The 15,756-nt window shown below is 72.6% G+C and carries 14 protein-coding genes; 9 read left to right on the top strand and 5 right to left on the bottom strand.

Annotated features, from left to right (window positions below; all coding sequences use genetic code 11):
- Window positions 1-95: 95 nt before the first annotated feature.
- From FFT21_RS14425 to secA, 3 genes are all read left to right on the top strand, one after another.
- Window positions 96-773, top strand: coding sequence for a ComF family protein (locus tag FFT21_RS14425; protein ID WP_137814375.1), 678 nt, complete (start codon window positions 96-98; stop codon window positions 771-773).
- 704 nt (window positions 774-1,477) lie between these two features.
- Complete coding sequence (gene hpf, locus FFT21_RS14420; protein WP_137814374.1) at window positions 1,478-2,137, top strand: ribosome hibernation-promoting factor, HPF/YfiA family; 660 nt, start codon at window positions 1,478-1,480, stop codon at window positions 2,135-2,137.
- A gap of 210 nt (window positions 2,138-2,347) precedes the next feature.
- The gene (gene secA / locus FFT21_RS14415) at window positions 2,348-5,218 is read left to right on the top strand and encodes a preprotein translocase subunit SecA (RefSeq protein ID WP_137814373.1); all 2,871 of its coding nucleotides are present in this window, start codon (window positions 2,348-2,350) and stop codon (window positions 5,216-5,218) included.
- Between the two features lie 105 nt (window positions 5,219-5,323).
- Here the strand turns inward: secA and FFT21_RS14410 are convergent, their stop codons facing one another.
- Window positions 5,324-5,944: an Rv3235 family protein gene (locus FFT21_RS14410; protein WP_137814372.1), complete on the bottom strand. Its 621-nt coding sequence runs from the start codon at window positions 5,942-5,944 to the stop codon at window positions 5,324-5,326.
- 205 nt (window positions 5,945-6,149) lie between these two features.
- Here FFT21_RS14410 and FFT21_RS29780 point away from each other — a divergent pair, with 205 nt between their 5' ends.
- Both FFT21_RS29780 and FFT21_RS14400 read left to right on the top strand, forming a co-directional pair.
- Window positions 6,150-6,548 (top strand): HAD-IA family hydrolase, encoded by a 399-nt coding sequence (locus tag FFT21_RS29780; RefSeq protein WP_225978410.1) that lies wholly within the window; start codon window positions 6,150-6,152, stop codon window positions 6,546-6,548.
- A 130-nt stretch (window positions 6,549-6,678) separates the two neighbouring features.
- Window positions 6,679-7,074: a hypothetical protein gene (locus tag FFT21_RS14400; RefSeq protein WP_137814370.1), complete on the top strand. Its 396-nt coding sequence runs from the start codon at window positions 6,679-6,681 to the stop codon at window positions 7,072-7,074.
- Between the two features lie 48 nt (window positions 7,075-7,122).
- On the opposite strand, the gene FFT21_RS14395 is transcribed toward FFT21_RS14400, so the two are convergent.
- A complete protein-coding gene (locus FFT21_RS14395; RefSeq protein ID WP_225978409.1) occupies window positions 7,123-7,899 on the bottom strand; it encodes a TrmH family RNA methyltransferase in 777 nt (258 codons plus the stop codon).
- Window positions 7,900-7,993: 94 nt separating this feature from the next.
- Here FFT21_RS14395 and FFT21_RS14390 point away from each other — a divergent pair, with 94 nt between their 5' ends.
- From FFT21_RS14390 to pruA, 4 genes are all read left to right on the top strand, one after another.
- The gene (locus FFT21_RS14390) at window positions 7,994-8,701 is read left to right on the top strand and encodes a phosphotransferase (protein ID WP_137814368.1); all 708 of its coding nucleotides are present in this window, start codon (window positions 7,994-7,996) and stop codon (window positions 8,699-8,701) included.
- A 30-nt stretch (window positions 8,702-8,731) separates the two neighbouring features.
- On the top strand, window positions 8,732-10,138 hold the full coding sequence (locus FFT21_RS14385) for a WS/DGAT/MGAT family O-acyltransferase (RefSeq protein WP_137814367.1): 1,407 nt from the start codon (window positions 8,732-8,734) through the stop codon (window positions 10,136-10,138).
- Between the two features lie 16 nt (window positions 10,139-10,154).
- Complete coding sequence (locus FFT21_RS14380) at window positions 10,155-10,646, top strand: DUF6912 family protein (protein WP_137814366.1); 492 nt, start codon at window positions 10,155-10,157, stop codon at window positions 10,644-10,646.
- Window positions 10,647-10,723: 77 nt separating this feature from the next.
- Complete coding sequence (gene pruA / locus FFT21_RS14375) at window positions 10,724-12,352, top strand: L-glutamate gamma-semialdehyde dehydrogenase (protein ID WP_137814365.1); 1,629 nt, start codon at window positions 10,724-10,726, stop codon at window positions 12,350-12,352.
- A gap of 23 nt (window positions 12,353-12,375) precedes the next feature.
- Here the strand turns inward: pruA and FFT21_RS14370 are convergent, their stop codons facing one another.
- The 3 genes from FFT21_RS14370 to aroA form a co-directional block, all read right to left on the bottom strand.
- Entirely contained in the window at window positions 12,376-13,200 is an 825-nt protein-coding gene (locus FFT21_RS14370; RefSeq protein ID WP_137814364.1) for an SCO4651 family lipoprotein, read from the bottom strand.
- Between the two features lie 187 nt (window positions 13,201-13,387).
- The gene (gene rsgA / locus FFT21_RS14365; RefSeq protein WP_137814363.1) at window positions 13,388-14,404 is read right to left on the bottom strand and encodes a ribosome small subunit-dependent GTPase A; all 1,017 of its coding nucleotides are present in this window, start codon (window positions 14,402-14,404) and stop codon (window positions 13,388-13,390) included.
- Window positions 14,401-15,684, bottom strand: coding sequence for a 3-phosphoshikimate 1-carboxyvinyltransferase (aroA, locus tag FFT21_RS14360; RefSeq protein ID WP_137814362.1), 1,284 nt, complete (start codon window positions 15,682-15,684; stop codon window positions 14,401-14,403). Before aroA ends, rsgA begins: the two co-directional genes overlap by 4 nt.
- Window positions 15,685-15,756: the final 72 nt, after the last annotated feature.

Raw genomic sequence — 15,756 nt, 5'->3', positions numbered from 1 at the left:
ACCGCGGTCCGCGAGTACCGCAGGCCACGGGTCGCCGACGACGGCCAACCCGTTGCGGCGCGGAAACTGTCGGTGCGGCCGGGCATCCTGGCCACATGCTCGGACCGCTGGCTCCGCTGGTCGATCTCGTGGTTCCGGTGCGCTGCGCGGGCTGCCGTGACGCGCCGGGCACCGTGCTCTGCCCGCACTGCCGGGCCGCGTTTGGCGAGCTACTCCCGGTGGCCCGGGCCTGCCTGGCCGAGGGGCCGCCGGCGCATGCGCTGGCCGAGTACCGCGGCGCCGCGCGTGAGGCGGTCCTCGCCTACAAGGAACGCGGCCGGCGGGAACTGGCCGGCCCGCTCGGTGAGCTGCTCGCCGCCGGGCTGCTCTCGCTGCCCGGCGCCCGCGCCGACCACGAGGGCACCTGGTGGCTGGTGCCGGCCCCGTCCCGGCGGTCGGCGGCTCGCCAGCGTGGCGGCGAGCACATGCTGCGGCTGGTCAGGCGCGGTGCCGCGGCGCTCGCCCGGCACGGCCGCGCTGCCGCGGTCGCGCCCGCGCTCCGGCTGCACCGCGGCGCCCGCGACTCGGTGGGGCTGACCGCGGCCGGCCGGGCCGCCAACCTGGCCGGCCGGGTGCGGGTGGTGCCGGCCGGCGCGCCACGACCGGGCACGCCCGTGGTGCTGGTGGACGACGTGGTGACCACCGGCGCCACCGTGCGTGCGTGTGCCGCCGCGCTGGCCAGGGCCGGGCTCGTGGTCACCGCCGTGCTTGCCCTCACCAGGGCCGGAGCCTGATCGGCGGGATGGTCACTCTCCGGTAACGAAGATGCCGCGACTCACTCACATGAGTGAAATCGTAGCCGCTCGCCGGACGGGCCTGCCGTTCGAAACTGCCCTCCGCCCCCGGGACGGGCAGCATCGGGGCGACGCCGGTTCGGCGGTCACCCGACCGGCGGGGTGGCCAGCCGCCCGGTGCGGGCCGCCGCGGCGGCACGGCGCCGGCGGTCGTGCCCGCCCCAGTGGAACGCGCGCCGATGAACACGCCGTGACCGGACGGAAACGCGCTGCCCACCGTGGATCGAACCAGTGGTGCCGAGTGTCGGGGAACCCAGTCGGAAACCAGGCCGTTGACCGGACATGAGGCCGCCGCGCAGCCCGTCCGCCGCAGCCGGGGCGCGGGCGTGCGCAGTGATCGGGCGGGGCCGGTCGAGTGAGACGGCCATCCGCCATCCGGCGGCGTTCCGTACGCGAACGGCAATCCGTCACCGTCCGTGGTCGCAGTGCGTGACGGACTGCGGACGCTTGACATCGGTCGGCGTGGGGACTGTCCTCGCGGCGAAGACCGGGCTAACGTGCAGCGCTATCAGCGATCCCGGCTCGCGGGGAGGAGGCGAAGAGCCCATGACCCTGGCGCCGGAGGACCGTTGACCACGCTCAGCGATCGCACGACCGGCGCCGCGCACTCGTCCTGTTCTGCCTCACAGGAACGGAGGTCGTGTATGGACATCGTCGTGAAGGGCCGCAACGTCGAGGTGCCCGAGCACTACCGGGTGCACGTTCAGCAGAAGCTGGCTCGGATGGAGCGTTACGACAGGAAGTTCATCCGGTTCGACGTTGAGCTCATCCATGAGCCCAACCGCCGGCAGGCCAAGAGCTGCCAGCACGTGGAGATCACCGGGAAGGGCCGTGGACCCGTCGTTCGCGCCGAGGGTTGCGCCAGCGACTTCTACTCCGCGCTCGACCGCGCGGTCAGCAAGCTGGAGAACCGCCTGCGCCGCCTGCACGACCGCCGGCGTGTGCACTACGGGCGCCGGAGCCCGGCCTCCGTCGCGGAGGCGACCGCCCTGGCCGCGAGCGAGACGCCGTCACGGGAGCGGGCGGCCGCGCGAACGGCGGTACTGGATGTCGCCGAACGCACCGACCTGCCCGAGGTGCCCGAGCAGCGCTGGGACGAGGGCATCGAAGAGACCATGCCGGGACGGGTCGTGCGCGAGAAGGAACATCCGGCCAAACCGATCACCGTCGACCAGGCCCTCTACCAGATGGAACTGGTCGGACACGACTTCTACCTGTTCCACGACGCTGACTCGGGACGGCCGAGCGTCGTGTACCGCCGGAGGGGCTTCGACTACGGAGTGATCCGGCTCGCCGAGGAGTGACATCCCGGTAGGGTTGTGGGCAGAACCCACCCCCCGGGCGAGAACGCCGACGGCCCCCGCGAGTGGCACTCGCGGGGGCCGGTCCACGCGGCGGTCCACTCCACCCGGTCCTTCTGACCAGCTTTCTCGTCCCGCACGCAGGGGTTTGCATACGATGGCCGCAAGGCGCCCGTAATGGGTACGTGACGATCAGCTAGCGAGGTCGACCGGATGGTCCTGTCCCGACTGCTCCGCGCCGGCGAGGGCAGAATGCTCAAGCGCCTGCGCAACATCGCGGCGCACATCAACTCACTCGAGGACGACCTCCTGGAGCTGTCCGACAGCGAGCTTCGGGCCAAGACCGAGGAGTTCCGCAAGCGGTACCAGGATGGCGAGTCCCTCGACGAGCTGCTCCCGGAGGCGTTTGCGGTGGCCAGGGAGGCCGCCAAGCGCACCCTCGGCCAGCGCCACTTCGACGTCCAGGTGATGGGCGGTGCGGCACTGCACCTCGGCCAGGTCGCCGAGATGAAGACCGGTGAGGGCAAGACGCTCACCGCGGTGCTGCCCTGCTACCTCAACGCGATCGCAGGCGACGGCGTGCACGTCGTCACCGTCAACGACTACCTGGCCAAGCGCGACGCCGAGTGGATGGGGCGCATCCACCGCTTCCTGGGCCTGCGGGTCGGTGTGATCCTCGCCGAGATGACCCCGGACCAGCGGCGCGAGGCCTACGCGGCGGACATCACCTACGGCACCAACAACGAGTTCGGCTTCGACTACCTGCGCGACAACATGGCCTGGAGCCTGGACGAGTGCGTCCAGCGCGGGCACAACTTCGCCATCGTCGACGAGGTGGACTCGATCCTCATCGACGAGGCCCGCACGCCGCTGATCATCTCCGGCCCCGCCGACCAGTCCTCGCGCTGGTACCAGGAGTTCGCCCGGCTCGCGCCGATGATGAAGCGGGACGTCCACTACGAGGTGGACGAGCGCAAGCGCACCGTCGGCGTCACCGAGGCCGGCGTGGAGTTCATCGAGGACCAGCTCGGCATCGACAACCTCTACGAGGCGGCCAACACCCCGCTGGTCGGCTACCTGAACAACGCGCTGAAGGCCAAGGAGCTCTACAAGAAGGACAAGGACTACATCGTCCGCAACGGCGAGGTCCTGATCGTCGACGAGTTCACCGGCCGCGTGCTGCACGGCCGCCGCTACAACGAGGGCATGCACCAGGCCATCGAGGCCAAGGAGCGGGTGGAGATCAAGGCCGAGAACCAGACGCTGGCCACGATCACCCTGCAGAACTACTTCCGCCTCTACGACAAGCTCGCCGGCATGACCGGTACCGCGCAGACCGAGGCGGCCGAGCTGCACCAGATCTACAAGCTGGGCGTGGTGCCGATCCCCACGAACAAGCCGATGATCCGGCTCGACCAGCCGGACCTGGTCTACAAGACCGAGGAGGCCAAATTCGAGGCGGTCGCCGAGGACATCGCCGAGCGGTACGCCAAGGGCCAGCCGGTGCTGGTCGGCACCACCAGCGTGGAGCGCTCCGAGTACCTGTCCAAGCTGCTGGTGCGCAAGGGCATCCCGCACGAGGTGCTGAACGCCAAGCACCACGAGCGGGAGGCCCACATCGTCGCCCAGGCCGGCCGCAAGGGCGCGGTCACCGTGGCCACCAACATGGCCGGCCGCGGTACCGACATCATGCTCGGCGGCAACCCGGAGCACATGGCCGACGCCGACCTGCGGTCCAGGGGCCTCGACCCGGACGAGACGCCGGAGGAGTGGAACGCCGCCTACCGGCGGGCCCTGGAGGAGGCCAAGGCGGCGGTGAAGGCCGAGGCCGAGGAAGTGATCTGCGCCGGCGGCCTGTACGTGCTGGGCACCGAGCGGCACGAGTCGCGGCGCATCGACAACCAGCTGCGCGGTCGCTCCGGCCGGCAGGGCGACCCGGGCGAGTCCCGGTTCTACCTCTCCCTGGGCGACGAGCTGATGCGCCGGTTCAACTCCGCCATGGTGGAGACCGTGATGACCCGGCTGCGGGTCCCGGACGACGTGCCGATCGAGCACAAGATGGTCACCCGCGCCATCCGCAGCGCGCAGACCCAGGTCGAGCAGCAGAACTTCGAGATCCGCAAGAACGTCCTCAAGTACGACGAGGTCCTCAACGAGCAGCGCAAGGTGATCTATGCCGAGCGCCGCCGCGTGCTGGAGGGCGAGGACCTGCACGAGCAGGTCCAGCACATGATCACCGACGTGGTCACCGCCTACGTGCAGGGCGCCACCGCCGAGGGCTACGCCGAGGACTGGGACCTGGACAAGCTGTGGCGGGCGCTCAAGACGCTCTACCCGGTGTCGCTGGACTGGCGGCAGCTTGTCGAGCAGAGCGACGACCTGAGCAAGGAGGCGCTGCTCGAAGCGGTACTGGAGGACGCCCGCGGGGCGTACCGGGACCGCGAGGCCGATATCGAGAGCAAGGTCGGCGAGGGCGCCATGCGCGAACTGGAGCGCCGGGTCGTGCTCTCCGTACTGGACCGCAAGTGGCGCGAGCACCTCTACGAGATGGATTACCTCAAGGAGGGCATCGGCCTGCGCGCCATGGCGCAGCGCGACCCGCTGGTCGAGTACCAGCGCGAGGGCTACGACATGTTCAACGCCATGCTCGACGCTCTCAAGGAGGAGTCCGTCGGGTTCCTGTTCAACCTGCAGGTCGAGCCGGCCGAGCCGGAGCCCGCGCAGCAGCCGGCAGAGGTGCCGGTGCAGGTTGCCACGGCGCCCGCCGACGGTGGCGCGCCGCGCAACGCCCCGGCGACGACCTGGCCGGGCGCCGAGACCACACGGCGTGCCCCGGTCGCCCCCGGGCCGGCCATGGCGCAGCTCGCCGACTCCCCGGTGCCGCCCGCGCTGCGCGGCAAGGGCCTGGACGGCAACGGTCAGCAGCAGCGGCTGACCTACAGCGGCCCCGCCGAGGGCGGCGGTGTGGAAACTCACGGCGACCACGCCGCGGGCGGCGACGGCCGCGGCGGCGGCACCCGCCGGGAGCGCCGGGCCGCCGCGCGGGCGCAGGCCAAGGTGGACAAGAAGCGCGGCAAGCGCTGACCGGTTCCCGCACCCGGTACGCGTGACCCGGTACGTGGCCGGTTCCGGCCGCCACGCACCGGGCCGCGCCGTTCGCCGCCTCGGCGGGCGTCCGTGCCGGCACATCTAGAGCACCCGCAGCGCGGTGCACCGCCATCCGCCGGCGCGACACTCCAGGCGTAGCGCAACCGCGTGCGTGCGGTGCGCGTTGCCGAACGTCGCGGACACCTCGGCGACTCCGGCGGCCGGGTGGCAGATGTGTACCCGGTGCAGCCGGCGGGCCGGTCCTCGACACCCGGTCCGCACCCGGGTCTGCAGCGCCGCGTACACCTGCTCGCTGAGCAGGCCGCGAAGCTGGGCCACCGGACGCCGGCCGTCCAGCACCTCGATCACGCCGGTCACCACCCGGCGGGCTACGGCGTGCGCGACCACCCGGAAGTTCACCCCGGCCGGGTCGGGTGCGTCAGCCGTGCCCTCCGCCGCCTCGGCGGGGGAACCTGCATCGGTCGGGTTTTCGCCGGCCTCGGTGGGCGGACCTGGCTCGGCGGCGCTGGTCGCCGCCTCGGCCGGCGGGCATGCCTCGGCGGGGCCGGTGACCTCCTCGACCATCTGGTCGGGCGGCGGCTCGCAGTCCGCCAGCGGGCGCACGGCCAGTCCGTGCCGCTGGGCGGGGATCGGACCGGTGACGCCGGGTCGCGTCCCGTCCGGTGCGCTGCGCGGTGGTGCGATGGAACGGGGTGACGGCACGGCGCCTCCTCGCTGGTCGGTGGTGACCGGTGGCTGGTGGTGCGACGCCGAATGGGACGTGTCCACGCGTTCCAGAAACGCCGTGTCACGGCTCAATTCACCCGATCGTGAATGGCGGTACGGTATTGCCCGCGATGATCTACGTAAAAGCGGTCATCATCCGGGGAGGGTGTTTCTACCTACCCGGTCAGGTAATGTTTCCGGTGTGCTACGCGGGCTGATTGTCGACTACGGCGGAGTGCTCACCGACACCGGGAACGGTGACCCCGCAGGGGGCGAGCAGCCCCTGGTCGCGGCGCTGCGCACGGCCAGGAGCAGGGGCGTGCGCACCGCCCTGCTGTCCAATGCGGACACCCTTGGCGCGGCCTCCGGCCTGGCCGGCCTGTTCGACGCCGTGGTGCTCTCCGGCCAGGTCGGGTTCGGCAAGCCCGATCCGCGGATCTTCCTGCTGGCCGCGCGCCAGCTGGGTCTGGACCCGGCGGACTGCGTCTTCGTCGACGACCTCTCGGTGAACGTCCGCGCGGCCGCCGGAGTCGGCATGGTGGGCGTGCACCACCGGTCCGTCGAGGAGACCCTGAACGAGCTTGACGTGCTGTTGGAGTGACCACCCGAGGGGTATTCCGGAGGATTCGGGTGACCGAGCGCTTCGTTTCTTCACTCCACCGGTTAATTGCCGTGAATTCGGCTGGGCGCGTACCTTTTCCCCGTTCGTCCTCGAATTCACGGGGGTTGTGATGCGCAAGTTCATTCTTGGTTCCGTGGCCGCCGCGGCGGCGTTGCTCCTGGCGCCGGCCGTGGCCGAGGCGGCCACGCCGGTGCACTACCCCGCGCCCGCTCCGGTGTCGACGGGCACCGCCTACCCGGCGAGTTTCCCCGGCTACTACCCGTCGTACACGCCGGGTTGCTCCTTCACGCCGCACCACCTCTACAGCGGCGAGGGCATCCGCGCGTTCTGCGAGAGCGGGCCCGGCTGGGACTACCGGGTCGTCGCGCGCTGCGGCAACACCCGCACCGAGTGGCTCGAGTTCGGCGAGATCGTGCCGATCGGCCGGGACTCCTCCAGCGTGCAGTGCCGGGGCAGCGACTTCGACCCGGGTCACGTGCTGGACTACCGCGTCGACTTCTTCTGACGTCCGTCTAGCCGGGACTTCCGGAACAGCTGCTGACCCCCTCCCGGGTCAACCGCCGATGCGGCGGCGGACCAGCTCGAAGCAGAGCACCGCCGCCGCGCCGGCCACGTTGAGCGACTCCACCCCACCGGCCATCGGAATCGCCACCCGGCCGGTGACGTGGCGGCGGACACCGGGCGAGACGCCCGCGGTCTCCCCGCCCAGCACGAACGCCACCGGTTCCGGCAGCCTCGCGGTGAACAGCGTCTGATCGGCGCCGGCGTCCATGGCGAGCAGCGGGTAGCCCGCCCGCCGCAACGCCTCCGCCGCGTCCTCGGCGGTCGCGGCGCGTAGCACCGGCGCGTGGAAGGCCACCCCGGCGGACGCCTTGACCACCAGCGGGTCGATGCTGGCCACCCCATGCCGGGGCACCACGACGCCACCGATCCCCGCGGCGGTCGCGGTGCGCAGGATCATCCCCAGGTTGGCCGGAGTGGTGATGCCGTCCAGCAGCAGCACCGTCCGCGGCGGCCGGCGCCCGTCCAGCGCGGCGGCCAGCGGGCGCATGCGCGGGGCCACCACGTCGGCGAGCACGCCCTGGTCGTGCCGGCCGTTACCGGCCAGCACCTTCACCCGGTGCGCGCTGGCCCGGCGCACCGGCACGCCGCGACGCGCGGCCGCGTCGAGGATCTCCCTGGCCGCGGGACCGCGCGCGGTGTCCGCCAGCACCACCTTGTCCACCGCGAGGTCCGGATCGCCGAGCGCCTCCAGCACCGGCTTGCGGCCGTACACCGTGACGAACCGGTCCTTCGGCGACACCGCCGCCGACGCCTCCGCGTGCTGCACGGCTCCAGCCTCGCACACCCGGGTACCGGGTCCGGACGGGCGAAAGTTCGGCGCGGGGGGTTGCGCGTTCGGCCATGACGGTGAGACTCGCCACATGGCATCCGGTGAGTGGCCGGTCGACGCGGACCGGGCACACCTGATCGCCAGCGGCAAGGACGCCGACGTGTTCCTGCGCGCCGACGGGCTGCTGGTGAAGCGAAGTCGTGCGGGCGCCCCGGCGGAGCCCGAGGCGGAGCTGCTGCGCTACCTCGGTCGCTTCGACGTGCCGGTGCCCAGAGTGGTCCGCGCCGAAGGCAGCGAACTGGTGATGGACTACGTGGCCGGGCCGACCATGGCGGCGGAGCTGAGCGCCCACCCGTGGCGGGCCGCCGGCCTGGGCCGGGCGCTGGCCCGGCTGCACCGCCAGCTCGACCGGGTGCCCGCGCCGCCGTGGCTGCGCCGGCTGGGCGAGGGCCGCCGCGGCGGCGACCGGCTGCTGCACCTGGACCTGCACCCCGGCAACGTGCTGCTCGGCCCGGCCGGCCCGGTCGTGGTGGACTGGGCCAACGCCGCCCGCGGCGAGCGGGGCGTTGACGTGGCGCTGAGCTGGCTGGTGCTGGCGGCGGCCCGGCTGCGGCCCCGGCACCGCCCGGCGCGCTGGACGCTGCTGCACACCTTCCTCGCCCGCTTCGACCGGGCCGCGGTGCGCGCCGCGCTGCCCGCCGCCGCCGAGGTGCGGCTGTCCAGCCCGGACCGGGACCCGGCCGAGCGGGCATCCGTCGCACGCCTGCTGGAACGGATGGGCGAACGTGTGGCGGGCTGACCAGCCGCCCACTGTGTCAGGATCGACAGCATGCCGAACCGCCTCTCGGCGCTGGACGCGTCATACCTGTACCTGGAGGAACCGACCACCCCGATGCACGTCGGGAGCGTGGCCACGTTCCGCCGCCCTCGCGCCGGGTTCGACTACGACGCGCTGGTGGAGCTGATCGAGCAGCGCCTCGCACTGGTGCCGCGGTTCCGCAAGAAGGTTGTGCACGTGCCCGGACACCTCGCCCGGCCGGTCTGGGTGGACGATCCGGACTTCGACATCACCTACCACGTGCGCCGCTCCGCGCTGCCCAAACCCGGCACCGAGCAGCAGTTCACCGACCTGGTCGCCCGGCTGATGTCCCGGCCGCTGGACCACACCCGGCCGCTGTGGGAGATCTACCTGGTGGAGGGCCTGCAGAAGAACCGGATCGCGCTGGTCACCAAGACCCACCAGGCGATGGTGGACGGCCGGGGCACCATCGACATCAGCCAGGTGCTGCTGGAACCCACGTCCACCCCGCACGATGCGGGCGAGACCCTGTGGATGCCGGAACCGGCGCCCGGCCGGACGCAGCTCGTGCTGGACGCGGTGGCCGAGGCCGTGCAGCGACCCGGCGAGCTGGTGGAGAACATCCGGTCGGCGGCGCTGGACGCGGCGGCCACCGTGCAGAAGGTCGCCGGCGCCCTCGGCGGGCTGGCCTCCGCGGTGCGGGCCGCGGCCACCCCGGCGCCGGGCAGCCCGCTGAACGTGCCGATCTCCACGCAGCGGCGGTTCACCGTGGCCCGTACCGAGCTGGACGACTACCGCAGGGTGCGCCGCGCGCACGACGGCACCATCAACGACGTGGTGCTCGCGGTGATCTCCGGCGCGCTGCGCAGCTTCCTGCTCTGCCGCGGCGAGCCGGTCACCTCGCGGACCACGATCCGCGCCCTGGTCCCGCTGTCCGTGCGGGGCGAGGAGGCCCCCGCCACGACGCCCAACGGGGTGGCCCCGAAGGTCACCGCGTACCTGGTCGACCTGCCGGTGGGGGAGCCCAACCCGGTGGTGCGGTTGCACCACATCAGCCACGCGATGCGCTGGCACAAGGAGTCCGGGCAGTCGGTGGCGGCGGACGCACTGGTCCGGCTGTCCGGGTTCGCCCCGCCCACCCTGCACGCGCTCGGCGCCAGGGCGGCCAGCTCGTTCTCCCGGCGGCTGTTCAACGTGGTGGTGACCAACGTGCCGGGCCCGCAGGTGCCGTTGTACGTCTGCGGGGCCAGGATGGTGGAGATGTTTCCGGTGGTTCCGCTGGCCAAGCAGCAGGCCCTCTCGATCGGGGTGACCTCCTACGACGGCGGCGTCTACTACGGGTTGAACGCGGATCGTGATGCCATGTCGGACGTGGACGTGCTCGCGGCGAGCGTCCAGGAGTCGGTCGAGGAGCTGGTGGGGACGGTGTCCAGCTGATGGACTTGGGGGCCAAGTGAGGGTTTACGTGCCGGCCACCGTGCCGATGCTGCGCAGGCTGGTGGACAAGGGGGAGCTGCACCCGGTCAACGGGACGGCGTTCGCGCTCACCCCGGCGCTGCGCGAGTCCTACGCCACCGGGGACACCGAGGAGATGGAGTACGCGGCCATGCTGGACGCGGCGCGCGCCTCGCTGCGGCTGCTCTCCCTGGACGTCGACGCGCCGCCGCGCCGTGCGGTGCTCTCCGCCGACATCGACCGGGTCGAGTTGCGCCCCGACCTGGACTACTCGGTGGTCCGGCTGAACGGGCCGGTGACCATGCAGTGCCTCGCGGCCGCGCACGTGGACACCGCGGACGCGGAGGACGCCGTGCGGCAGGCGGTCAAGGTGGTCGACGCCGCCGACCTCGGCGACCCGGACGCGGAGTTCGTGCTCGGCTCCGCGGAGGACCACGAACTGGCCTGGTACGCGCCCCAGGAACTGCCGTTCCTCCTCGACCTCATGTGAGGGGGTGACGCGGGTCACTTCCCGCGTGCAGGATGGTCGTGGACGCCCGCACGTGGGGAGGGAGGCGAGCCAGGGAGATGGACGCCGTCACGTCGGTACCCGAGCCGTACAACGAGCCGGTCCGCTACTACCCGCCGGGCAGCGCGGAGCGGGAGTCGCTGCGCCGCCGGATCGCCGAACTCGAGGGCGAGCGGCACGAGCTGACCATGACCATCGCCGGCGAGCCGCGGATGGCCGGCGGTGACCCGATCGACGTGGTCCAGCCGCACGACCACCAGCACGTGCTCGGCGTGTCCGCGCAGGCCACCGCGGAGGACGTGGCCCGCGCGGTGGCCGCCGCCAAGGACGCCGCGCCAGCCTGGCGCGACCTGCCGTTCGACGAGCGGGCCGCCGTGCTGCTGCGCGCCGCCGACCTGCTCGCCGGTCCGTGGCGGGACACGCTGAACGCGGCCACCATCCTCGGCCAGTCCAAGTCGGTGCAGCAGGCGGAGATCGACGCGGCCTGCGAGCTGATCGACTTCATGCGGTTCAACGTGTCCTACGCCCGGCGCATCCTGGCCGAGCAGCCGAACTCGGCGCGCGGCATGTGGAACCGCTTCGACCACCGCCCGCTGGACGGCTTCGTCGTCGCGATCACCCCGTTCAACTTCACCGCGATCGCCGGCAACCTGCCGCTGTCCCCGGCGCTGATGGGCAACACGGTGGTGTGGAAACCCTCGCCCACCCAGCAACTCGCCGCGCACTACACCATGCGGCTGCTGGAGGCGGCCGGCCTGCCGCCCGGCGTGATCAACATGGTGACCGGGGACGGCGCCGCGGTCAGCGAGGTGGCGCTCGCCGACCCGGACTTCGCCGGCCTGCACTTCACCGGGTCGACCAGGACGTTCAAGGCGCTGTGGCGGCGCGCCGCCGAGCACCTGGACACCTACCGCGCCTACCCGAGGATCGTCGGGGAGACCGGCGGCAAGGACTTCATCGTGGCGCACGCGTCGGCGCAGGCCGACGCGGTGGTCACCGGGATGGTCCGCGGCGCGTTCGAGTACCAGGGGCAGAAGTGCTCGGCCGCGTCCCGCGCGTTCGTGGCCCGCTCGCTGTGGGAGGGCGGGCTGCGCGAGCAACTGGTGGACACCACCAAGACGATCAGCTTCGGTGACGTCACCGACTTCTCCTACTTCGGCGGCGCGGTGATCGACCGGAGGGCGTTCGCCAAGCACCGGGAACTGCTCGGCCGGGTGGCGGAAGAGCCGTCCATCGAGGTGCTCACCGGCGGCGGCTGCGACGACTCGGTGGGCTACTTCGTGCAGCCGACCGTGCTGCTCGGCTCGGACCCGTGGCACGACGTGTTCCGCGTCGAGTACTTCGGCCCGATCCTGGCCGTGCACGTCTACGACGACGCCGACTACCCGAAGGTGCTGCAACTGGTGGACGGCGCCACCCCGTACGCGCTGACCGGGGCGGTGTTCGCCACCGAGCGCACCGCGATCGACGAGGCGTTGCACGCGCTGCGGTTCGCCGCCGGCAACTTCTACGTCAACGACAAACCGACCGGCTCGGTGGTGGGCCAGCAGCCGTTCGGCGGCAGCCGGGCCTCGGGCACCAACGACAAGGCCGGCTCGATCTACAACCTGCTGCGCTGGACCAGCGCCCGGTCGATCAAGGAGACCTTCGTCCCGCCGACCGACCACACGTACCCGCACATGGGATGACCGGCGGCCCGCCGGCCCCGCGCTCAGCGGGTCGGGAACTGGCCGACCTGGTCGGCGGGCGGCACGGTGATCTGCACCGGCTCACCCCACTGGGTGTAGCTGGCGGTGCCGTGCACCTGCTGGCCGTTCACGGCACTGCTGGTCTCGAACTTGACCGGCAGGTTGTCGCCGTTCAGCCACACGTCGTCGTCCGAGGTGCGGAGACCCTGCTGGATCGCGGCCTGGTACATCTGCTTCAGGTTCGGGTCCGGCTCGACCTCGGCGAGCTTCGCCATGTCCACCTTGATCGTGTAGTGCGTGGTGCTCACGCCGTCGACGGTTTCCCTGGTGGTGTTCGTGATGGTGCCGGCGGCCTTGATCCTGTCGATCGCCTTGGTCACGTCCGCCTGCTCCTGCATGGCGGTCAGCAGTCCACCGAGCGCCCTGGACATCGGGTCGGTGCCGTCCGGCGTCACCTTGATCCACGGCTTGCCACCGGTGACCGGGGCGAGCCGCGCCATCTTCAGGTAGACGGCGTTCGGCACCACGATCATCTGCATCTCGCCCTGCGGCGTCGACATCGTGTACTGGGCGGACACCCCGGAGGCGTCCTGGCGGTAGACGCCGGTGCCCTTCATGGTGCCCTGGGCCGTGGTCACCTCGGTGCTGAAGTGCGCGCTCTGCTTGCTCCGGCTGCTGGTGGCCACCGCCGACGCGAGGTCGGCGACGGTTCCGAACGTCGCGGCGCCTCGGGCTGACCCGGCGGAGCCGCCGGCGGCGACGGGTGTGCCGCTCTCGGTTTTCGCGCCGCAGGCGGCGAGCGCGAGCGCGGCGATCACGCCGCAGACCAGGACCGCGGTCCTGCGCATCGGCATCTCCTCGTCCGAAGAGTCATCGGGTGCGGACACCGGCAGCGAGCGGTGACGGAAACCGCCGTCGCGCCGAGTGCCGCCGAATTACCCGTTATGACGCGCCGATTCGGCGAGAGGTTCCGGGTTGGGCTGCCCTTCGTCAGCGCCGGCCAACCGCGGGCGCCTCGCCTCCTGACAGCAGCTCCTAGTCGGCGTACTCGTCCAGACGGGCGCGGGAGACGAGCAGCCGGCGCAGCGAGGCGAGCCGGCCCGCCCCGGCCACCCCCTCGGCGACCAGGCCGTCCAGCGCGCAGTCCGGGTCGTCCGGCGGGCCCAGGTGGCCGCAGCCGGACGGGCACTCCTCGGCGGCCTCCACCATCTCCGGGAACGCCGCGACGATGTCGTCCGGGGTGACGTGGGCCAGCCCGAAGGAGCGGATGCCCGGGGTGTCCACCACCCAGCCGCTCTCCGGCAGCGGCAGCGCCACCGCGGTGGTGGAGGTGTGCCGCCCCTTGCCCACCGCGCTGACCTCGCCGATCGCCCGCCCCGCCTCCGGCACGATCCGGTTGACCAGCGTGGACTTGCCCACCCCCGAGTGCCCGACCAGCGCGGACACCCGGCCGGTCAGCCGGGCGCGCAACTCGTCCGGCTCGGCGTCGATCCGGGTCACCACCACCGGCAGGTCCAGGTCGGCGTAGGTGGCCAGCACCTCATCCGGGCCGGCCAGGTCGGCCTTGGTCAGGCAGAGCACCGGCTCGAGCCCGCCCGCGTAGGCGGCGACCAGGCAGCGGTCGATGAACCCGGTGCGCGGCGGCGGGTCGGCCAGCGCGGTGACGATCACGAGTTGCTCGGCGTTGGCCACCACCACCCGCTCGTACGGGTCGGCGTCGTCGGCGGTGCGGCGCAGTACGGAACTCCGCTCGGCCACCCTGACGATCCGGGCCAGGGTGTCCGGCGCGCCCGAGGTGTCGCCGACCAGGCCCACCCGGTCGCCGACCACCACCGGGGTGCGGCCCAGCTCACGCGCCCGCATGGCCACCACCAGCCGGTCCGGGTCCCCGTCCAGGGCGCAGGTCCACCGGCCGCGGTCCACCCCGACCACCATCGCGGCCCGCGCGTCCTCGTGTTCCGGGCGGCGCTTGCTGCGCGGCCGGGTGCCCCGGCGGCCCGGCCGCACCCGCACGTCCGACTCGTCCAGCCGCCGCCAGTCCCGTGGACTCATGGGCGCCCCGGCGCGGACTCCCCGGCGATCATGGCCGCCCACATGCCCGGGAAGTCCGGGATGGTCTTGGTCGTGCTCGCGATGTCGTCCACCTCGATCCCTGGTACCACCAGGCCCACGATCGCACCCGCGGTGGCCATCCGGTGGTCGGCGTAGGCGTGCCAGGTGCCGCCGTGTAGCCGTCGCGGCCGGATCACCAGGCCGTCGGCCAGTTCCTCGGCGTCCCCGCCCAGGCCGGTGATCTCCGCGACCAGCGCGGCCAGCCGGTCGGTCTCGTGGCCGCGCAGGTGGGCGATGCCGCGCAGGTACGAGGTCTCGGTGCCGAGCACCGCGAGCGCGGCCACCGTCGGGGTGAGCTCGCCGACGTCGTGCAGGTCGATGTCCACCCCGGACAGCCGGTCCGGCCCGGTCACGGTGAGCCCGTCCCCGGTCAGGTCCACGGCGCAGCCGAACCGGGTCAGGATGTCCCGAAAGCCGTCCCCGGCCTGGGTGGTCGACGCCGGCCAGCCGGGCACGGTGACCCGGCCGGCGGTGGCCGCCGCGGCGGCCAGGAACGGCGCGGCGTTGGACAGGTCCGGCTCCACGTGCCAGTCCCGGCCCTGGATCGGGCCCGGCTCGACCCGCCAGGTGTCCGGTTCTGTGTCGTCCACCGCGACGCCGACCGAGCGCAGCACGTCCATGGTCATCGCGATGTGCGGCAGCGAGGGCACCGGCTGGCCCGCGTGGCGCACGGTCACGCCCTGGTCGTAGCGGGCGCCGGAGAGCAGCAGCCCGGAGACGAACTGGGAGGACGCCGACGCGTCGATGGTCACCGCACCGCCGGGCAGCCCGCCCTTGCCGCGCACCACGAACGGCAACCGGTCGCCGGCCACGTCCGCGCCCAGCGCGCGCAGCGCGTCCAGCACCGTGCCCATCGGCCGCTCCCGGGCGCGCGGGTCGCCGTCGAAACGGACCTCGCCCTCGGCCAGCACCGCCGCCGGCGGCACGAACCGCATCACCGTGCCGGCCAGCCCGCAGTCCACCTCCGCGGGCGCCCGCAGCGGCGCCGGCACCACCTGCCAGGACCCGTCCTCGCCGTCGGTCAGGCCGACGCCCAGTGCCCGCAGCGCGGCCGCCATGAGCAGGGTGTCCCGGCTGCGCAGCGGCGCGAACAGGGTGGACGGGCGCTCCGCCAGCGCGGCGAGCAGCAGGGCCCGGTTGGTCAGCGACTTGGAACCGGGCACGGTGACCCGCGCGCGGACCGGTGCGGACACGGCGGGTGCGGACCAGCGAGACGTCATGGCCCGATAATCCCGCATCCGCCCGGAACGTTTCGCCGGGACGTTGCCGACATGCCACGATGGCCCCAGTTG

This window comes from Gandjariella thermophila, assembly GCF_005405885.1.
In the GTDB taxonomy this organism is placed as follows: Bacteria; Actinomycetota; Actinomycetes; order Mycobacteriales; family Pseudonocardiaceae; genus Gandjariella; species Gandjariella thermophila.
The sequence above is the reverse complement of the archived record's forward strand: the minus strand, read 5'-3'. Positions and strand labels throughout refer to the sequence as shown.